17 protein-coding genes are annotated in these 20,153 nt (G+C 66.0%); 14 read left to right on the forward strand and 3 right to left on the reverse strand.

Annotation, left to right across the window (positions count from 1 at the left end; genetic code table 11):
• The first annotated feature begins 70 nt into the window (after positions 1 to 70).
• The 11 genes from MUU56_RS17665 to MUU56_RS17715 all read left to right on the forward strand — a co-directional run bounded on the left by MUU56_RS17665 (position 71) and on the right by MUU56_RS17715 (position 12,621).
• Entirely contained in the window at positions 71 to 520 is a 450-nt protein-coding gene (locus tag MUU56_RS17665; RefSeq protein WP_244768599.1) for a tripartite tricarboxylate transporter TctB family protein, read from the forward strand.
• The gene (locus MUU56_RS17670; protein ID WP_244768846.1) at positions 520 to 2,022 is read left to right on the forward strand and encodes a tripartite tricarboxylate transporter permease; all 1,503 of its coding nucleotides are present in this window, start codon (positions 520 to 522) and stop codon (positions 2,020 to 2,022) included. Before MUU56_RS17665 ends, MUU56_RS17670 begins: the two co-directional genes overlap by 1 nt.
• Before the next feature lie 102 nt (positions 2,023 to 2,124).
• Complete coding sequence (locus MUU56_RS17675) at positions 2,125 to 3,072, forward strand: LysR substrate-binding domain-containing protein (protein ID WP_244768600.1); 948 nt, start codon at positions 2,125 to 2,127, stop codon at positions 3,070 to 3,072.
• Between the two features lie 144 nt (positions 3,073 to 3,216).
• Entirely contained in the window at positions 3,217 to 4,215 is a 999-nt protein-coding gene (locus tag MUU56_RS17680; protein WP_244768601.1) for a Bug family tripartite tricarboxylate transporter substrate binding protein, read from the forward strand.
• A 101-nt stretch (positions 4,216 to 4,316) separates the two neighbouring features.
• Complete coding sequence (locus MUU56_RS17685; RefSeq protein ID WP_244768602.1) at positions 4,317 to 4,847, forward strand: thiamine pyrophosphate-binding protein; 531 nt, start codon at positions 4,317 to 4,319, stop codon at positions 4,845 to 4,847.
• Between the two features lie 2 nt (positions 4,848 to 4,849).
• A complete protein-coding gene (locus MUU56_RS17690; RefSeq protein WP_244768603.1) occupies positions 4,850 to 5,449 on the forward strand; it encodes a thiamine pyrophosphate-dependent enzyme in 600 nt (199 codons plus the stop codon).
• A gap of 69 nt (positions 5,450 to 5,518) precedes the next feature.
• Positions 5,519 to 6,868 carry a CapA family protein gene (locus MUU56_RS17695; protein ID WP_244768604.1) on the forward strand — a complete coding sequence of 450 codons (1,350 nt, stop codon included), beginning with the start codon at positions 5,519 to 5,521 and terminating at the stop codon, positions 6,866 to 6,868.
• Positions 6,869 to 6,902: 34 nt separating this feature from the next.
• Positions 6,903 to 8,294: an MmgE/PrpD family protein gene (locus MUU56_RS17700; RefSeq protein WP_244768605.1), complete on the forward strand. Its 1,392-nt coding sequence runs from the start codon at positions 6,903 to 6,905 to the stop codon at positions 8,292 to 8,294.
• Positions 8,291 to 10,993 carry an aconitate hydratase AcnA gene (gene acnA, locus MUU56_RS17705; protein ID WP_244768606.1) on the forward strand — a complete coding sequence of 901 codons (2,703 nt, stop codon included), beginning with the start codon at positions 8,291 to 8,293 and terminating at the stop codon, positions 10,991 to 10,993. The genes MUU56_RS17700 and acnA (MUU56_RS17705) overlap by 4 nt, the downstream gene beginning before the upstream one ends.
• Before the next feature lie 71 nt (positions 10,994 to 11,064).
• Positions 11,065 to 11,445: a 4-carboxymuconolactone decarboxylase gene (gene pcaC / locus MUU56_RS17710; protein ID WP_244768607.1), complete on the forward strand. Its 381-nt coding sequence runs from the start codon at positions 11,065 to 11,067 to the stop codon at positions 11,443 to 11,445.
• Positions 11,446 to 11,541: 96 nt separating this feature from the next.
• The gene (locus MUU56_RS17715; RefSeq protein ID WP_244768608.1) at positions 11,542 to 12,621 is read left to right on the forward strand and encodes an AbrB family transcriptional regulator; all 1,080 of its coding nucleotides are present in this window, start codon (positions 11,542 to 11,544) and stop codon (positions 12,619 to 12,621) included.
• A gap of 139 nt (positions 12,622 to 12,760) precedes the next feature.
• Here the strand turns inward: MUU56_RS17715 and MUU56_RS17720 are convergent, their stop codons facing one another.
• From MUU56_RS17720 to MUU56_RS17730, 3 genes are all read right to left on the reverse strand, one after another.
• Positions 12,761 to 13,357: a hypothetical protein gene (locus MUU56_RS17720; protein ID WP_244768609.1), complete on the reverse strand. Its 597-nt coding sequence runs from the start codon at positions 13,355 to 13,357 to the stop codon at positions 12,761 to 12,763.
• A 141-nt stretch (positions 13,358 to 13,498) separates the two neighbouring features.
• A complete protein-coding gene (locus tag MUU56_RS17725) occupies positions 13,499 to 14,410 on the reverse strand; it encodes an isocitrate lyase/PEP mutase family protein (RefSeq protein WP_244768610.1) in 912 nt (303 codons plus the stop codon).
• Positions 14,411 to 14,439: 29 nt separating this feature from the next.
• Positions 14,440 to 15,141, reverse strand: a complete 702-nt coding sequence (locus MUU56_RS17730; RefSeq protein WP_244768611.1) for a GntR family transcriptional regulator — start codon at positions 15,139 to 15,141, stop codon at positions 14,440 to 14,442.
• A 201-nt stretch (positions 15,142 to 15,342) separates the two neighbouring features.
• On the opposite strand from MUU56_RS17730, the gene acnA (MUU56_RS17735) reads away from it, so the two are divergent.
• Genes acnA (MUU56_RS17735) through MUU56_RS17745 form a run of 3 tightly spaced genes read left to right on the forward strand, consistent with a single transcriptional unit; the run spans position 15,343 to position 20,149 of the window.
• Positions 15,343 to 18,027 carry an aconitate hydratase AcnA gene (gene acnA, locus MUU56_RS17735; protein ID WP_244768612.1) on the forward strand — a complete coding sequence of 895 codons (2,685 nt, stop codon included), beginning with the start codon at positions 15,343 to 15,345 and terminating at the stop codon, positions 18,025 to 18,027.
• On the forward strand, positions 18,027 to 19,400 hold the full coding sequence (locus MUU56_RS17740) for a dihydroorotase (RefSeq protein ID WP_244768613.1): 1,374 nt from the start codon (positions 18,027 to 18,029) through the stop codon (positions 19,398 to 19,400). The genes acnA (MUU56_RS17735) and MUU56_RS17740 overlap by 1 nt, the downstream gene beginning before the upstream one ends.
• Before the next feature lie 26 nt (positions 19,401 to 19,426).
• Complete coding sequence (locus tag MUU56_RS17745; RefSeq protein WP_244768614.1) at positions 19,427 to 20,149, forward strand: isochorismatase family protein; 723 nt, start codon at positions 19,427 to 19,429, stop codon at positions 20,147 to 20,149.
• The last annotated feature ends 4 nt before the right edge of the window (positions 20,150 to 20,153 follow it).

The following is a 20,153-nucleotide window of genomic DNA, read 5'->3' on the forward strand; positions in this document are numbered from 1 at the left end:
GGCGCCTGTGACAGCAGCGCCGGGCGGGAGGACGCCCCGGCATCGCGATGTCACGGGATGGGGAGGAAGAATGAAGCTTCACATCACAAAAGATTTCCTGAGCGGCGCCCTTTTCGGCGCGATCGGGCTTGGAACCATCGTGCTGGGGCAGAGCTACGACATGGGAACGGCCGGCAATATGGGCCCCGGCTACTTCCCGGCGATTCTCGGAACCATCATGACGCTCATCGGCCTTACGATGGTCGTCCGTTCGACGCTTCATCCGGAGGCCTCCGAAAGCGTGACGAGCTGGGAAATCCGGCCGCTCGCCTTCATCCTCGCCGCCGTCTTCGTCTTCAGCCTGCTCATCGAGTCGCGCGGTCTCATCGTCGCGGTCGTGGCGCTCGTCCTGATCAGCCGCCTGGCGGGACGGGAGGGCAGCATGCGCGAACTCGCCGTCATGGTTCTTGCGATGACGCTGATCGCCGTGGGCATCTTTGTCTACGGACTGAACATTCCCCTCAAGCTGAGGCCCTGGTGATGGAACTCCTTCAGCATCTTTCGCTGGGTTTCGGTGTCGCCCTGTCGCCGATGAACCTTGCCTATTGCTTCGCCGGCGTGCTGCTCGGCACTTTCATCGGCGTCCTGCCGGGTGTCGGGCCGCTGGTGACGATCGCCGTATTGCTGCCGCTGACCTTCGGCCTTCCGCCCGAGGGGGCGATGATCATGCTCGCCGGCATCTACTACGGTGCCGCCTATGGCGGCTCGACCACGGCGATCCTGGTGAACCTGCCGGGGGAATCCTCCTCGGCCGTCACCTGCATCGACGGATACCAGATGGCGCGGCAGGGGCGGGCGGGGCCGGCCTTGGCCATCGCCGCCATCGGCTCGGTCGTCGCCGGCTGCATCGGTACGCTGCTCATCGCCTTCGTCGGGCCGCCGCTCGGCGCCGTGGCGCTGAAGTTCGGCGCGGCGGAGTATTTCTCCCTGATGTTCATGGCGCTGATCTGTTCGTCCGCCCTCGTGCGCGGCTCCCTGGTCAAGGGCATGGGCATGGCGTTTTGCGGCGCGATCTTCGGCCTGGCGGGAACGGACGTCAATTCCGGCATCGACCGCTTCACCTTCGGCATGGACGGCCTTGCCGAGGGCTTCGACTTCGTCGTCGTCGCCGCCGGCCTCTTCGCCTTCTCGGAGATCGTCGTCAATCTCGGCGTCTCGCTGCAGCGCGACGTCCTGACCGGGCGCGTGACCAACCTCATGCCGACGCGGGAGGACCTGAAGGCCTCGTGGAAGCCGATCCTGCGCGGCACCGGCATCGGCTCCATCCTCGGCGTCCTGCCGGGAACGGGGCAGACCATCGCCTCCTTCGCGTCCTACGCGCTCGAAAGGAAGCTCAGCAAGGACCCCTCCCGCTTCGGCAAGGGTGCGATCGAAGGGGTGGCCGGACCGGAATCGGCCAACAATGCGGCCGCGCAGACGCACTTCATCCCGACGCTCACCCTCGGCATTCCCAGCAGCGCGACCATGGCCCTGCTCCTCGGGGCGCTGATGATCCATGGCATCACGCCCGGACCACAGGTGATGACCTCGCATCCCAGCCTGTTCTGGGGGCTGGTCGCCAGCATGTGGATCGGCAATGTCATGCTCGTCATCCTCAACCTGCCGCTGGTCGGGCTCTGGGTCTCCTTCCTGAAGGTGCCCTATCGCTGGCTCTATCCGCTCATTCTCGTGTTCTCCTGCATCGGCATCTATACGGTCAACATGAGCGCCAGCGACGTCGCCTTCGCCGCCTTCTTCGGGCTGCTCGGCTATATCTTCCTCAAGCTGGACTGCGAGCCGGCGCCGTTCATCCTCGGCTTCCTGCTCGGGCCGATGATCGAGGAGAACTTCCGTCGCGCCCTGCTGCAATCCCACGGAAATCCCGAGGTCTTCGTCACCTCGCCCCTCAGCGCCGTCTTCCTGGCGATCGCGTTCGGCCTCATGGCGCTGATGGTGGTTCCGCTGGTTCGCCAGCAGAAGGACCAGGCGATCGAGGAGGGTTGACGGAAGGCGGCCGGCGTCCTGTGAAAAGCCCCATATTTTTCATGACGACGCCGGTGCGGGCCGCATAGACTGGGCGTGAGGTCATCACCGCAGGACACGCCCATGGTACAGCTCCGCCAACTCCGATATGTCGTTGAGGTCAACCGGCAGGGCAACCATATCTCGGCCGCCGCCGAGGCGTTGAATACCTCCCAGCCGGGCATGAGCAAGCAGATCCAGGAACTGGAGCTCGAACTCGGCTTCTCGATCTTCCAGCGCAGCCGGAACCGCGTGACCGGCCTGACGGATCCGGGCCGCGAGGTCGTCGAGATCGCCCAGCGCATCCTCAACGAAGTCCAGAGCCTGAAGAACATCCGCGAGGACTACGGCGCCCAGGAAGGCGGGACGCTGACGATCGCGACGACCCATACGCACGCCAGATATATCCTCCCGCGCGTCATCAAGAGCTTCGTCCAGCGCCATCCGCTGGTGCGCATCGGTCTGCTGCAGGGCAACCCGACGGAGATCTGCGAGGCGGTCGAGACCGGCAAGGCCGACATTGCCGTCGGCACGGAGACCATGCGGCCCTTTCCGAGCCTCCTGCGGATGCCCTGCTATCAGATAACGCGCAGCCTGATCGCGCCGAAAGGCCACCCCATCTTCCGGGTCAAGACCCTGACGCTCGAGGCCATCGCCAAATATCCGATGATCGCGCACGATCCGCATCGCAGCGGCCGATGGAAGATCCTCGATGCGTTCGAGAAGAAGGGGATCTCGCCGATGATCCTCTTCAACGCCGTGGATGCCGACGTGGGGAAGACCTATGTCGAGATGGGCCTCGGCATCGCCGTCATGGCGACCGACGCCTTCGACCCGGCGCATGACAGGGCGCTCCGCGCGCGCGATGCCAGCCATCTCTTCGAGGCCAGCACCAGCTACGTCACCCTGCGGACCGACACCTATATCCGGCGCTTCATCTTCGATTTCATAGAGCTCCTGGCGCCCAGGCTGACGCCGGACCACGTTCGCGCGACGCTGCGGGCGCGGGAGCGCGAACGCGCGGCGAAGTAAGCTTGGCACATCCTCGTGCGGCAGGAGAGCGCGCATCCGCGCGCCCGGTTCCAGTATGCCGCCAGCGCATACTACTATCGAAAATGACGCTTTGCGCCCGCAAAACCGGCTCACTAAACTCCCGACGCATAAAGGGAGGAAGTCATGTTTTCATATCGCCATCATATCGCCGGGCTAGCAATATCGCTCATCGCCTTGCAGGCCGCGCCGGCTCTCGCCCAGTCCGCCGAGGATTATCCGGACCAGACGGTCCGGATCGTGACGCCCTTCGAGGCTGGCGGCGGCACGGACATCATGTCGCGTGAGCTCGCCAACAAGCTCCAGGGCCTGTGGAACAACAACCCCGTCATTGTCGAGAACAAGGCCGGCGCGAATGGCAACCTGGGGACGGACATCGTCGCGAAGGCGAAGCCGGACGGCTATACGCTGCTCCTGACGACCAACGCCACGATCGTCATCAATCCGCAGATCTTCGGGGACCGTGTCAAGTACGATCCGGTCAAGGACTTCACGCCCGTCTCGATGCTTTCGAGCCTGCCCTTCGTCTTCCTGGTGCCGCCGTCCTCGCCGGCGAAGACCATGGAGGAATTCCTGGAGCTGGCGAAAAAGAGCCCCGGCGATCTCAGTTGCGGTTCGTCCGGTGTCGGCGGCGGCGCGCACCTGGCGCTGGAGATGCTGAAGGCGAGGGCGGGCGTGGATATCACGCATGTCCCCTACAAGGGAACGGGCTCGTCGATCACCGCGCTCCTCGGCGCCCATATCGACTGCCTCTTCGTCTCGATCCTCAGCGCTTCGCCCTATATCAAGCAGGAGCAGCTCCGCCCGCTGGCGGTCAGCAGCCTGCAACGCAACTCGTCCCTGCCGGACATTCCGGCGGTCGCCGAGCTGCCGGGCCTCGACGGCTTCGAATCCGATCTCTGGTATGGCCTCCTGGTCCCCGCCGGCACGGACCCGCAGATCGTGCAGAAGGTCTACGAGGGCACCAAGGCGCTGATCGACGATCCCGATTTCCGCGGCCGCTTCGAGCCGACCGGTGCCGTGCTCGTGGGGAACACGCCCGAGGAATTCTCCAAGCAGGTGATCAACGATATCGGGAAGTGGTCCGAGGTCGTCAAGCAATCCGGCGTAGCCAACCAGCTCTGACCGCATAGACCCCGAAGAATACCGATCGCCTGCGCGGCCCAGCGGCCGCGCAGCCAGGACCCGACGTTTCAAATTCTGTTCAAGCCTTCCATGGAGTCGACGTGAAAATAGAACCCACCCCCCGGCTTTGGCCCGGCGAGATATTCCAGGCGCTCAAGCGGAGCGATGTCAGGCAGGTCGCCTACGTTCCGGACGCGGGCCATGTCGAGCTGATAGCGAGCTGCGAGGCGGACCCCGGCATGTCGGCCGTCTCCCTGACCACCGAGGAGGAGGGCGTCGCCATGCTGGCCGGCGCATGGCTCGGCGGCGACCGCGGCGCTCTCCTCATGCAATCGTCCGGCGTCGGCAACTGCATCAACATGCTGAGCGTTCCGCTCCACTGCCGCATGCCGCTCTTGATGATCGTCACGATGCGGGGCGAGTGGGGCGAGTTCAACCCCTGGCAATTGCCGATGGGCCAGAACGCCGAACGGGTCCTGCAGGACATGGGCGTCTACATTCATCGTGCGAACCACGCCGAGGAGGTGGGGCAGATCGTCTACGCCGCCGCACAGCTCGCCTTCTCTTCCAATTGCGCGGTCGCGGTGCTCCTCAGCCAGCGGCTTCTCGGCTTCAAGGACTGGAGCAAATGACGATGACCGATACGAAAAAGGGCACGATGGACCGCCGCGAGGTGATGGGAACGATCGCGGCGAAACGCGGAACCGCGCTGATGGTCACAGGGCTCGGCTCGGCGACCTACGATGCCGGCACGGTCGACCACCCCAACACGTTCTGCCTCTGGGGCGGCATGGGGGCGGCGGCCATGACGGGCCTCGGCCTCGCACTCGCCCAGCCCGAGCGCCGCGTGCTGGTGGTGACCGGCGACGGCGAGATGCTGATGGGGATCGGCGCCTTCGCGACGATCGGCGCGCAACGGCCGAAGAATCTCGCCATCGTGGTGATCGACAACGAGCATTACAGCGAGACCGGCATGCAGCCGACCCACACGCAGCGCGGCGTGAGCCTTGCCGGCGTCGCGCAGGCATGCGGTTTTGCCGGTACCGAGACGGTCTATACCCCGGCGGAGCTCGACGCGGTCGTGCCCCGGCTGTTCGAAACGGACGGGCCGTTCTTCGCGGCGATCAAGGTGAACACCCAGCGCTATCCCATGTCGATCCGTGTGCGCGACGGCGCCCATCTGAAGGATCGCTTCCGGGAAAATCTCCTCGGTGCCGAGCGCGCCTATTATTGAGCGCGCGAGCGGGCGCCCGTCCTTTGATGGGCGCCGCCGACTGATCGATCAAGCAAACGGGGTGAGAACATGTCTCGGAAACGGGATTGGAAGGTCGTCCTTGCGGGCGAATGCATGATGTCCCGGCCCTTCTCGGCCTATGAGGAGCCGGAGTTCCGCGCCGTCCTCGACCTGCTCGCAGACTCCGACGTCACCTACGCGCATCTCGAGATGAATTTCGGCACTGCCGACGATCTGGAATGGGCCTCGCGCGGCGACTGGATCGCGAGCTACATGATCGCGGAGCCGGATCTTGCCGCGGAGCTGAGGGCGGCCGGGATCGACCTTCTGTCCCTTGCCCACAATCACAGTTTCGATTTCGGCCCGTCGGGCCTGCTCGCGACGGCGCGCCATTGCCGGGCGGCGGGATTTGCCTGCGCCGGCACCGGGCGCGACCTGGAGGAGGCCCGCGAGCCGGCCTTCCTTGAGACGCGCAAGGGCCGCGTGGCGCTCGTTTCGACGAGCTCGGGAAACAAGGCCTACGAATGGGCGAGCCATCCGAAGGCGCAGTTGCGCGGCCGGCCGGGCGTCAATCCCCTGCGCGTGTCGATGAAATACGAGATCGACAGGGCCGCCGCCGCCGAGCTGGAAAGGCTCGCCGGCCGGCTCGGTATCGGCGGCCGCAGGGAGGCGAGCGAGATCGTGCTGAACTTTCCCGGCGACCAGTCGACCCGCACCGCGCCGACCTTCGTCGCCGGCGAGGGGTTCGGGGTGTTCAGCGAATGCCATCCGCGCGACCTCGAAGGCAATCTCCGGTCGATCGGCGAGGCGGCGGCGATGGCCGACCTCGTCATGGTCGCCCATCACTTCAATGTCTCGGAAGGGCCGCGCAGCGACAATCCTCCGCGCTTCGCCCGCCAGTTCGCCCATGCCGCGATAGAGGCGGGCGCCGATATCTACATCGGCCACGGCTGGCACAAGACGCTCGGCATCGAGATCCACGACGGCAAGCCGATCTTCTACGGCGTCGGCAATTTCATCTGCCAATCGGAATTCGTCCGCCGGGTGCCCTATGACAGTTACGAGGCGTGGGACCACGATGTCGACCGCCTGGCGACGCTGAACGCCGCGGCCTATCCGCTCCATCCCGGCCTCGACCTTGCGCCCTGGTGGAGTTCCGCCGTGTTCGCGCTAGCCTATGACGGCGACGTCCTGAAGGAGATCCGGCTGCACCCGGTCGAGATGGGCCGCCGGACGACGCCGGACGGAACGGTGATCACGCGGCGGACGGGGAAAGGTTCGCATGCCCTGACGGAAGGCCGCCCCTTCCTTGCCGACGGGGAAACCGGCGAGGCGGTTCTCCGACGCCTCAAGTCGCTTTCCGAGCCGTTCGGCACGCGGATCGACATCGAGAAGGGCATCGGCGTCATCCGGCTCTGACGGCCGCATTGCAAAGGACAGCAGAGGACCACGCATGGACAGCATGACGACCAACAGCCACGCCCACGACCTGATCGACTTCGTCCGCCGGATGTCCCTCGACACGCTGCCTCCTGCCGTCGTGGAGCAGGCGCGGATCTGCCTTCTGGAGGCGCTCGGTTGCGGTGTCTTCGGCGCCTCGCAGCCCTGGTCGCGTCTCCTCGCCGACGAGATGGCCGCGGAGGCAAGCCGGGGCTTCAGCACGGTCATCGGCCACGGCAGGCTCGCCGCGCCGGCCGCCGCCCTTTGCAACGGAACGGCGATCCATGGCTACGAGCTCGACGACCTGATCGCGCAATCCGTCGTGCACCCCGGCGCGGCCGTCATCCCGGCCGCGCTTGCCGCCGGAGAGGCGGTCGAGGCCGGCGGCGCGCGGCTCCTGGAGGCCATCGTCGCCGGCTACGAGGTGATGCACCGCATTGGCCTGGCGCTCGGTGCCGAACCGTCCCGGCGGGGCTTTCATGTGACCAGCCTTTCCGCCCCGGCCGCCTGCGCGGTCGCTGCGGGCATCGTCATGGGCCTGACGCGCGACGAGCTTCTCTCCGCCATCGGGCTGAGCTGCTCCGCCGCCGGCGGCATCAAGAGCTTTGCCGTCGGCAAGGGAGGCGGCATGGTGAAGCGGCTGCATCTCGGCCGCGCGGCCGAAGCCGGCGTGCGCGCCGCCCAACTTGCCCGACGCGGCTTCCTCGGCCCGCCCTTCGCCATCGACAGCCGCTTCGGCCTCGTGGAGGTGTTCGGCGGCGCCAGCGCGGACGCGGCCAGGCTGAGCGCGGGATTGGGATCGCAATGGGCGATCGCGCAGACCTGGTTCAAGGTCTATCCGATCTGCGGATGGATCCAGTCCACCGTGCAACTGCTCCTGGAGATGCGCGGTCCCCGGCCGCTCGCATCCGCCGATATCGCCCATGTGCGTGTCGGCGTCAGCAGATATGCGGCCCAGAACAACAGCGAGCCCGCGCCGATCGATACGATGGGCGCGCAATACAGCATTCCCTATTGCGCTGCGCTCTCCCTCCTGGGCGATCCGCGCGACCCGGACATGTTCGCCGCCGAAACGGTCGGCCGCGCGGATATCCGGGAACTGGCGGCGCGGATAGAGATCGGCGTCGATCCCCGCATCGACGCCGTCTATCCCGCCCAGTATGGCGCCTGCGTCTCGCTGACGCTCGCCGACGGACGATCGTTCGAAGGCATGGTGCTCGATTGCCACGGCACGCCCGCCGATCCCTGCACGCAGGCCGAAAGCCGGGAGAAGTTCAGGCGGCTGACGCGCGGACGCCTGTCCGAGGCGCAGGCCGAGACCCTCACGGAGCGCGTCCGCACCCTTGCCGATCTCTCCTCGGTTCGCGCGCTCATGGAACCCCTTTCTTCAGCGAGTTCCCGATGACAGTGAATCTCAAGGACATGACCCGCCGTGACATCACCCTCGGACCGGGCCTGAACTACCGCTACTTCTCCGTCCCCGCGCTGGAGGAGAACGGCATCGGCAAGGTCTCGCGCATGCCCGTGTCGCTGCGCATCGTGCTGGAATCCGTCCTGCGCAATTGCGACGGCAGGAAGGTCCTGCCACACCATGTCGAATCGCTCGCCAACTGGCGGCCCGACGCGCCGCGCGAGACGGAAATCCCCTTCACGATCGGGCGCATCGTCCTCAATTGCGCGGCGGGCATTCCGCTTCTCGGCGATCTAACGGCCATTCGCGGCGCGATGATGCGTCGCGGCTATCCCGCCGGGACCGTCGGCCCCAAGGTGCCGGTCGACATGGCGCTCGATCATACGCTGACGGTCGATTTCAATGCCCGGCCGGATGCGCTGGCGCTCAATACCGCGCTCGACATCCGCCGCAATGCCGAGCGTTACCGGTTCGTCAAATGGGCCATGCAGGCCTATGGCGGCGTTCGCCTGTTTCCGCCGGGCGCCGGCATCCTGCACCAGCTCAATCTCGAGCTTCTCGCCCCCGGCTATCTCGAAAAGGACGGGATCTGTTATCCCGACACGCTGGTCGGGACGGATTCGCACACCTGCATGATCGCCGGCCTCGGCACCGTCGGCTGGGGCGTCGGGGGCATCGAGGCCGAGGCCGCCATGCTCGGCCAGCCGCTCTTCTTCCTCACGCCGGACGTGGTGGGCGTGCATGTCACCGGCCGGCTGCGCGAAGGCGTGACGGCCACCGATCTCGTCCTGCATGTGACCGAGATGCTGCGCAAGGCGAAGGTGGTCGGCAAGTTCGTTGAGTTCTTCGGCGAGGGCGTCACGACGCTGAGCGTGCCCGACCGTGCGACCATCGCCAACATGGCGGTCGAATACGGGGCGACGATCGGCTATTTCCCCGTCGACGGCCAGACCTGTTCCTACCTGCGCCAGACGGGACGCAGCGAGGAGACGGTGCGGGCGGTCGAGACGCTCTATCGCGCGCAAGGCTTCTTCGGCGCGCCGAAGCCCGGCGACATCGACTATTCCGACGTGCTCGAACTGGACCTGCCGATCGTCGTACCCAACCTTGCCGGGCCGAAGCGGCCCCAGGACCGCATCCCGCTCGACGGATTGAAGGAACGCTTTGCCGACGTGCTCGCGGCGCCGGTGGCGGAGGGCGGCTACGGAAAGGCGCCGGCGACCGTCGCCGGCGAGGACGGGCGCGGGGTGCGCGACGGCGACGTCGTGATCGCGGCCATCGCATCCTGCACCAACACGTCCAATCCGGGCGTGATGCTGGCGGCGGGGCTGGTCGCCCGCAATGCGGTCGCCCGGGGCCTTCGCACCCGGCCGTGGGTCAAGACATCGCTGACGCCGGGGTCGATGGTGGTCAGCCGCTATCTGGAAGCGGCCGGCCTTCAGGATGCGCTCGATACGCTGGGCTTCGCCGTCGCCGGCTACAGTTGCGCCACCTGCGTCGGTGCCTCCGGGCCGATCGATCCCGAACTGGAAGAACAGATAGCCGCGCGGGATGTCGTCGCCTGCGCGGTGCTGTCGGGAAACCGCAATTTCGAGGCGCGCATCCACCCGGCCGTCCGCGCCTCGTTTCTCGCAAGCCCGCCGCTCGTCGTGGCCTTCGCGCTGGCGGGGCGGATGGACATCGACCTCCTGAACGAGCCGCTGGGCGTTGATCGTGACGGCAGGCCTGTCTATCTCCGCGACATCTGGCCGACAGCCGAAGAGCTCGGGGCGGCGCAGGCGATCGCGGCCAATCCCGCCTTCTACCGGGAAACCTATGCGGGCGACATCGCCGCGCGTGATCCGAACTGGAAGACCATTCCGCAAGCGACAGGCAGCCTCTACGCCTGGGACGAGCGATCGACCTACCTGAAGGAGCCCCCGTTCCTTGCGCCCGAACTGTCGGCCTCCGTCCTGAAACCGGTCATGGGGGCGAGGGCGCTGGCGATCCTCGGCGATTCCGTCACCACCGACCACATCAGCCCGATCGGCAACATCAAGGCGCGTTCCCCGGCCGGCGCCTATCTTTCCAGCCTCGGCGTCGCCCCGCTGGATTTCAACAATTTCGGCGCCCGGCGGATGAATCACGAGGTCATGGTGCGCGGCGGCTTCGGCAACCAGCGCCTGCGCAACCTCATGGTTCCGGGCGTGGAAGGGGGCGTGACCACGCACCAGCCGGACGGGGAAACGACGAGCATCTACGAGGCGTCGCTTCGCTACAAGGCCGACGACGTTCCCCTGATCGTGGTGGCCGGCCAGGAATACGGAACCGGCAGCGCGCGCGACTGGGCGGCCAAGGCGACGCGGCTTCTCGGCGTGCGCGCGGTCGTTGCCGAAAGCTTCGAGCGCATCCACCGCAGCAATCTCGTCGGCATGGGCGTGCTTCCGTGCCAGCTTGCGGAAGGGACCCGGACGGTGGATCTTGGGCTTGATGGTTCGGAACACTTCGATATCCTCGGCCTTTGCGACGACACGGAGCCCGGACAGTCGCTGACGCTCGTCATCCATCGGGCCGACGGGGCGAGGGCTGAGGTCCCGTTGATCCTTCGCCTCGATACGCCCGTCGAGGTCGAGTATGTGCGGAGCGGCGGTGTCATGCCCTACATCCTGAACGAGCTGATAGCCGAAGCCGAGCGCCTGCGCGCGGTCTCGTGACCGGCAGGCACATGGGGCTGCCGGCGCGCCGGACATTCATCGATCCGACCATCTCTTGAAAGGAAATGCACATGGACCAGGAAACATACGACAAGGGCCTCGCCATCCGCCGTGCAACGCTTGGCGACGCCTATGTGGACAAGGCGCTGGCCCAGGCCGACGACTTCACGCAGGACCTGCAGCAGCTCGTCACCACCTATTGCTGGGGCGAGGTCTGGGGCCGCGAGGGGCTGGACCGGAAAACCCGTTCGATCATCAACCTGGCGATGATCAGCGCGCTCAACCGTCCCCACGAGCTTGCGGCGCATGTCCGCGGCGCCATCAACAACGGCGTGACCCGCGACGAAATCAAGGAAGTCTTTCTCCAGGTGGGAATCTATTGCGGCGTGCCTGCGATGGTCGACAGCTTCCGGATCGGCCGCGAGGTGCTGAGGGACCTGGACGCCGGATAGAAATCAGGGCATCGAATCCCCGGAATCCTCCTTCGGCCTTCCCCGGTGGGCTTATAGAACAATCCCTATCTTTCAAGGAGTGCGCCAATTCCCTCGTTGAATGCCTGGAAAAGGCTGGCCACCACCGCCTTTGCCTTCGGGCTTGCCGCGCTCGTGGGCTTTTCAGGCGCGGCCTGCCATGTCCCTCTGGCCTGGATGCTGGGCCCGCTGCTCGTGGCGGCCTGCCTGTCGGCGGCCGGGTTCGATCTGCGGCCCAACGAGAATGTGAGGCGATTCGGCCAGCTCACGATCGGGACCGCCGTCGGGCTGACGATGACGGCAAGCGTCCTGGCGGAGCTCGGCGGGTGGCTTCCGCTCATGGTGCTCAGCGCCATCGTCTCCGTGCTCGTGTCCTGCGTGGCCGGGGTCATCCTCGCCCGGCAGGCCCGGCTCGACATGAAGACGGCCTTTTTCGCGAGCCTGCCGGGCGGGCTGGCGGAGATGGGGAACATCGGCGTGCAGATGGGCGCACAAGCAGAGCCGATCGCCATCGTCCATACGCTGCGCGTCACGCTGGTCGCCGTCACCATCCCGTCGATCCTGCTGACCTTCGGTCCGCCGCATTTCGCCATTGCGCCGGGCGCCATGATCGTCGATCCGTACTGGACGGTGGGATTGATCGCGGGAGGGGCGGGTTTCGCCTATTGTCTCGGGCGCATCCATCTCAACAATCCCTATATGATCGGGGCGGTCCTGTTCACGGCCATTTTCGCGTCGCGCGGGCTCGTCGCCGGCAAGATGTATCAGCCGCTTTTCGCGGCTGCCCAGTTGATGGTCGGTTTTGCCGTCGGTTGCCGCTTTCGCCGGGATATTCTCGCCAGGCTTCCGCGGGTGGCGTTTTTCAGCGTCATCTCCATTTTCGGGCTGAGCGCCGTCATGGTGGGTTTTGCCCTGCTTCTGTCCGTCGCGACAGGGTTGACCTATCCGGCCGCCATCCTTGCGACATCGCCCGGTGGCCTGTCCGAAATGACGGTCACGGCGGAAATCCTGCATCTTGCCGTTCCGACGGTCGTCGGGTTCCAAGTGGTGCGCGGCATCCTCGTCAACACTTTTGCCTCGCACTACTACGCGCTGCTGACGCGGTGCGGCGTGCTCGGCTTCCTGCAAAGGGTCTTTGGGGCGGCCGATCCCGGCTGAAGAAGCGATGCATGTCGGCAGCCCGGCCGTATCGAACCCGGGCCTTTTCAGCGCCAGTTCTTTATCCGAAACGCCGGACGGATAGGGTTTGCGAGACTAGAGCATCACGCAAACCTCAAATCACATGGTTGCCGAGTTCCTAATGGCCTTCGGGCCTTGTTGACCGCGCAACGCTGTCCCCCGCTCCTCGAGGGTGGGAGAAAACGGGCGCTCCCATCTTGGCAGCCTCGTGATCGAGGGTGTTGCGCATGCGCATGAGGTTGCCCATGAATTCCACGCCGTTGGCCATGGAATCCATGATGACCCGGGCGGTCCTGTTCAGGTCGATCTGGTTCCCGTCGAGCGGCAGCGTGGAGGGAAGCTCGATCAGGCCGAGGGTGGTCATCGTCTTGTAGGTGTTGCTGAGGTGAAGGCACGACCACTTCATCGACATGGTGAGCGGGCATTGCATATAGAGGGTCGGCTTCGTGTGCCACAGGGAGAGACCCTGTTCGTCGCGCAGGGAAAACGTCATCTCCACCGCGTTGTTCAGCCGGAATTCGTCGTGGAAGATACGGCTGGCGACGGTCTCGCAGGCCTTCATGAGATCGGGCACCTCGACGCCGTCGAGGGACTGGGTGACCGTCGCCGGAGCGTGCTGGCCCTCGTAGCGCACGCTCAACTGCGCCGGCGCATGCGCCGTATCGACGGTGACGTCGTGAATGGTCAGCTCGTAGGGTGCGCTGGCGTTTTGCATGGCAGTGACTCGCTTTCCGCATCATGTCCGGGTCGGGCGAGTTTAGTCCATTCCGGCCCATCGACACAACATCGACCTCGGGCCTGCGAAAAAGCCCCGGCGGCGGACCTGACGGGGCGGCCGCCGGGGAGGCAGGGAAACCTATTCGAAGACGGCGTCGACGTCGAAGGTCGTCAGCTTCTTCTCCAGCGCCCGCATTTCCTCGTAGTCCATCACCGCCATGATGTCCTCGATGCCGACGAGAAGGTCCTCGCGGTTGACGGGCACGCCCGTCTCGGCGACCTCGCGCATGACGGAGAGCGCCGTCTTCATCGCATGGATGGCGGCGGCCGGCAGCATGCGCGGCAGGCTGATGCGCCGGACGCCGATTTCCTTCAGCCGCGGCAGCGGGATGAGCGGGGTGGTCGGGCGGTGGCGGATGCCGAAGCCCATGTTGATCGTCACCGGAATGCCGGCGGCGTCCACGATGCGCTTGATGTCGTCCTCGTTGCGCACCGCGTCGGGGAAGATCATGTCGGCGCCCGCTTTCGCATAGGCGCGCGCGCGTTTCACCGCGCCCTCGATGCCTTCCATGGCGAGGGAATCGGTGCGGGCGATGATGACGAAGTCGTCGTCGCGGCGGGCCATGCAGGCGGCCTCGATCTTCTTGACCATCTCGGCCGGCTTCACCACCGCCTTGCCGGGCATGTGGCCGCAGCGCTTCGGGCTCACCTGGTCCTCGAGGTTGATGCCGGCGACGCCGGCCTCCTCGAACATCCGCACGGTGTGGTAGACGTTGACCGGGTTGCCGTAGCCGTTGTCGGCATCCGCCGTCAGCGGGATGGAGACCGAGCGGGCGAGGTTGCGGCAGTGGTTGACGTTCTCCGTCAGGCCCATCACGCCGATATCGGCGATGCCGAGCAGCGCGTTGGAGATCGCCGCGCCGCTGGTGCAGGCAGTCTTGAAGCCGGCATCCTCGACGAGGCGGATCGTATAGCCATCATAGACGCCGGGCGAGACGATGAACTCGCCCGATCCCAGGATTTCACGGAATTTCTTGGCACCTGTGGTCATGAAGGCTGCACTCCAAGGCTAGCGATGGGTCAGATATCGGGAAGGTTCTCACCGTCGAGGTGATCGAAGAGATTGCGCGCGGCGCGGCGCACATGCGAGCGCATCAGGGATTCGGCAAGCTGCGGATCGCGCGCCTTGATGGCGCGCAGGATCTGCCAGTGCTCGTCGTACGCCTCTTCCTTGCGCTCGATGATGGCGCCGGAATGCCGGCGGTAGATGCGCAGCAGGTGGTAGAGGTCGCCGCACAGAAGGTTGATGATGCGGGCATTGCCGCAGGCGCGTGCGATGCGCTCGTGAAAGTCGAAGACGCTGCCGTCGCCCGGCACATCCGCCGAATAGTTATGGCGGCTGCGCTCCAGCTCGGAGATCAGCCCGTCGATCTCCGCATCGCTCATGCGGCGCGCGTCGATGTTGCAGGCCATGCCCTCCAGCGCCATGCGCAGCTCGAAGAGCTCGCGGGCGGTGGTGGCGTCGAGCGTGACGACGCGCGACTTGATATAGGGCTCGCGCGTGATGAGCTGGATGCCCTGAAGCCGGCGGATCGCCTCGCGCACGGGGCCGCGGCTGACGCCGAATTCCAGCGCCAGCGCCGCCTCGTTGACCACGCTGCCCGGCGGCAGGCGGCCCTGGTAGATCGCGTCGAGGATCGCCTGGTAGATCATGTCGGAGCGCGGCGTTCCCGCCTCGCTGCCCGTTGCCTCGATCGTTTCGAACTGAGCGTCCACCGTCATGTCCTCTGTCTCCCTTTTCGGCTCATCCACCATCGGTTGGGCAGGGAGAAGTGTCAACTTTTTAGGCATCTGAAGCTAAAATGTCAACAGTTTTTGGCGATATAAGCGATATTGTGATTTTTTGGCTTTAAAGTGTTGACATTTAGAAGTGATGACCGCTTAATTGCCGCAAGGACGGACAAAAGCCGCTGGGAACGCACGATGACGCAGCAGGAATTCCAATGGATGGGTCGCACGATCCGCTATGCCGGCGTGGCAAAAGCTGCGCAGGCGGCGGGCCGGTCCGTCTCCAGCCTGCCCTACGTCCACCGCATCCTCCTTGAAAACCTCCGTCGCAGCCAGCGCGCCGGCCGCCCGGTGGGGGAGCGCGACATCGCCGCCCTTCTCGAAAAGGGCGATGCGGCCGAGCTTCCGCTTTTCGTCTCCCGCGTCATCCTGCCGGATTCCTCCGGCCTGCCGGCCCTGCAGGATCTCGCGGCGCTGCGCAGCGCGGTGGACCGGGTGGGCGGAAACGTCACCGCGGTCGATGCCCTCGTGCCGGTGGATCTCGTGGTGGATCATTCCCTGCAAGTCGATTTCTGGGGCGATGCGGCCGCCGAGGAGCGTAACCTTGCCCGCGAGCTGGAGCGCAATGCCGAGCGCTACCGCTTCCTGAAATGGGCGCAGCAGGCGTTCCGCCGTCTTCGCATCCATCCGCCGGGCACCGGCATCATCCATCAGGTGAATATCGAGAGCATCGCCTCCGTCGTGGTGCTGGAAACGCTGGACGGCAAGGAATGGGCTTTCCCGGATTTCGTCATCGGCGGCGATTCCCACACGCCGATGGTGAATGGCCTCGGCGTGCTCGGCTGGGGCGTCGGCGGCATCGATGCCGAGGCGGCGATGCTCGGTCAAGCCTATATCTTCCCACGTCCGCAGGTGGTCGGCGTCCGGCTTTCCGGCCGCATCCGCCCGCCGGCCATGACGACGGACGCCGCGCTTCTCGTCACGCAGAAACTGCGCGCGGCGGGCGTCACCGGCTGCATGGTGGAATATTTCGGCCCGGCCATCCCGCATCTGACGGTCGCTGAGCGCGCCACCATCGCCAACATGGCCCCGGAATACGGCGCGACCTGCGGCTTTTTCCCGGTGGACGAGCAGAGCCTTGCCTATCTGCGCCAGACCGGCCGTGAGGAAGACCACATCAGCCTCGTTGAAGCCTACTGCAAGGTCAACCATCTCTGGCGCGCCGATGCGGAGGAATGCCCGGCCTACGACCGTATCGTCGAGATCGACCTTTCGGAGGCCGAGCCGAGCCTTGCCGGCCCGCGCCGCCCGCAGGACCGCATGACGCTCGCCGGCATCGCCGAGGACTTTCGAGAGAAGCTCACCTTGCCGCTGTCGCAGGGCGGTTTCGGCGCTGAGGCCGTGGAGGCCGATCCGGCCGAGGCGCTGCCCGGCCATGGCAGCATCGCGCTCGCCGCGATCACCTCATGCACCAACACCTCCAACCCCGCCGTCATGATGGCCGCCGGCCTCGTCGCGCGCCGGGCGGTGGAACGCGGCCTGACGGTCCCCGCCTGGGTCAAGACCTCGATGGCCCCGGGCTCGCGCGTCGTCACGCGCTATCTGGAGAAGGCGGGGCTGCTGCCCTTCCTCGAAACGCTCGGCTTCAACATCATCGGCTACGGCTGCACCACCTGCGGCGGCAAGTCCGGACCGCTGCCGCAGGATGTCGCGAACGCCATCGAGCGGCGCGGGCTGGTCGCGGCGGCGGTCCTCTCCGGCAACCGCAATTTCGAAGGCCGCATCCACAAGCTCATCCGCGCCAACTATATCGGCGCGCCGCCGCTCGTCGTGCTCTATGCGCTCGCCGGCCGTGTCGATATCGATTTCGACCGCGAGCCGGTCGGCCTCAGCGCGGACGGCACGCCGATTCACGCGCGCGACCTCTGGCCGACGCCGGAGGAGATCGAGGCGCTGCTGCCGCAGGCGCGCGACCGGGACCTGTTCTCCGCCGTCTACGGCCGCGAAGCCGCCGGCGCGGCGGCCTGGGAGGCGCTGGAAGCACCGGCCGGCGCGCTGTTCCCGTGGGATCGCAGCTCGCATTATCTCGTCGAGCCGCCCTTTTTCGAAGGGGCCGCCGGGCGCGATCCGGTCGCCGATCTTGCCGAGGGGCTTTCCAAAGCCCGCGTGCTCGCCGCCTTCGGGGATTCGCTGACCACCGACCATATTTCCCCAAGCGGCGAAATCCCGCTCGATACGCCCGCCGGCCTCTATCTCGCCGATGCGGGCATCGCGCAGAAGGATTTCAACACCTATGTCGGCCGGCGCGGCAATTTCGAGGTGATGACCCGCGCCACCTTCGCCAATATCCGCATCAAGAACGCCCTGCTGCCGGATGTCGAAGGCGGCTTCACCCGCCATTTCCCGGACGGCGAGACCGTGACGATCTTCGATGCCGCGCGGGCCTACCGCGCTGAAGGCGCTGCCGCCATCATCCTCGGCGGCAAGGAATACGGCACCGGCTCCAGCCGCGACTGGGCGGCCAAGGGCACCGCGCTGCTCGGCATCCGCGCCGTCATCACCGAAAGCTACGAGCGCATCCACCGCGCCAACCTCGTCGGCATGGGCGTGCTGCCGCTCGCCTTCCGGGCGGGGGAGGGCTGGCGTCAGCTCGGCCTCACCGGCGGCGAACTCTTCTCCTTCGCCGGCATCGAAGAGGCTGTGCGGACGGGCGCGCCGGTGCGCGTCACCGCAAAAGGCGAGGGCGGGACCGTCGAATTCGAGGCCGTGCCGCAGCTCCTCACCGAGGCCGAGCGGGCGCTGATCGCGTCCGGCGGCATCCTGATGCATGTCCTCGATGCGTTCTCGCCGGCTTCCGGCAGCAATGGAATGGAAGAATGATGCTGGACCTGGTTCTCAAGAATGCGCAGATCGCCCTGCCGGGCGGCGACCTTTCCTTCGGTGCCGTGGGCGTGAAGGACGGCCGCATCGCCGTCATCGCTGAAGCCGCGGACGATCTTGCCGCCCGCGAGACAATCGATTGCGGCGGCCTCCTGCTGCTGCCCGGCGTCGTCGATCCGCATGTGCATTTCGACTTCGGCAATCCGGAAACCGATTTCGAGACGGAATCGCGCGCCGCCGCGCTCGGCGGCACCACGTCGATCCTCTCCTTCCACCGCTCGAAGGACATCCGCGACAGCTTCCCGGTCGTCAAGGAGCGGGCGGAGCGGCAGAGCTGCATCGATTTCGGCCTGCATTTCGGCCTGACCAGTCAGCTTCATGTCGAGACGCTGGAGGAGATTTCCCGCCGCTTCGGCGTCACCTCCTTCAAGCTCTACATGATGTACAAGGGCGCGGCCGGCGCGGCGAAGGGTTTTACCGAGATCGACGACGCGCTGCTCTATACGGCGCTGCGTGCGACGGCGGCCATTCCCGGCGCGGTGATGGGCGTGCACTGCGAGAACGTCGAGGTGATCCCGGTCCTGCGCCCGCCGCTGAAGGCGGCCGGGCGCAACGACCTCAAGGCATGGAACGAGCAGAGCCCCGGCTTCCTCGAAGCGGAGAACGTCTTCCGCGTCTGCTATTTCGCCGCCCAGACCGGCACGCCGGTCAACATCGTCCATATGAGCGCCGGCGACTCCTTGGAAATCGTGCGCCAGCAGCGCAAGATGCGCGGCAGGTCCGGCCCGCCGATCCATGTCGAGACCTGCCCGCATTACCTCGTCGTCGATGACGAATGGCCGGCGGGCGTGCTCGCCAAGGTCAATCCGCCGGTGCGCGGCCGGGCCGATATCGAGGCCCTGTGGGAAGGCGTCTTCGATGGGTCGGTGACGACCATCGGCTCCGATCATGTCGCCCGCAAGCGCGAGACCAAGGACAAGGACATCTGGGGCGCCAGCGCCGGCTTCCCGGGCTCCGGCCTCCTCCTGCCGCTGATGCTGCACGAGGGTTTTCACCGCCGCGGCCTGCCGCTTTCGCGGATCGTGGAGCTGACTTCGGCCAATGCCGCGCGCATCTACAACATGCCGTCGAAGGGCGCGATCGCGGTCGGCAAGGATGCGGACCTCTTGGTGGTCGATCCCGATCTCGAACGCACCGTCGACCACGCCGTCTCGGAGTCCTACTCGGACTATTCGCCCTATCAGGGCATGCGGCTCAAGGGCTGGCCGGTGCGCACGCTGGTGCGCGGCCGCACGGTCATGCAGGACGGCCGCATCACCGACGAGGCCCGCGCCAATCCCTGGGGCCGCTATCTCGAACGCATGCCACGCTGACACTCTGGAACGATACGGATTTTGACATGACCGAAAACACGAGAATCTGGGACCGATTTCTGACCGAGCGCGACCAGCAGGTCTACAAGGCCGCGGGTTACGGCAAGCGCGGCGGCTTCGGCACGCGCCCGGCGCTCTTCATCATCGACGTGCAGTACAATTTCTGCGGCGACAAGCCGGAGGACATCCTGGAAGGCTTGAAGCAGTACCGCACCCATTGCGGCCGCGAAGCCTGGGCGGCGGTGGAGCAGATCATCCCGCTCGTGGAACTGGCACGCGAAAAGAACCTGCCGATCTTCTACACCGAGAGCGGCCGCCGTCCGGACCTCCTCGATTCCGGCGTGCAGGTCGGCAAGAACCATCGCGGCGGCGAGAAGACCGTTGTCGCCGGCACCCACGACACCCGCACCGTCGAGCCCATCGCCCCGCGCCCGCAGGACATGCTGATCTCCAAGCAGAAGCCGTCCTGCTTCTTCGGCACGACCTTCATGAGCCAGTTGAACTTCCTCGACGTCGACACGCTGATCCTCGTCGGCTGCACCACCTCCGGGTGCCTGCGCGCAACGACCGTCGACGCCTATTCCTTCAACTTCAAGGTCATCATACCGGAGGAAGCCGCCTTCGACCGTTTCGAGGCGAGCCACGCGATCAACCTGTTCGATCTCAACTGCAAATATGCGGACGTCATCCCGCAGGCCGAGGTCGCTGAATATCTCAGCGCCCAGCCGGTGCGCGAGCCGCGCAAGTAAGCCG

Source organism: Shinella yambaruensis (genome assembly GCF_022899355.1).
Taxonomy (GTDB): domain Bacteria; phylum Pseudomonadota; class Alphaproteobacteria; order Rhizobiales; family Rhizobiaceae; genus Shinella; species Shinella yambaruensis.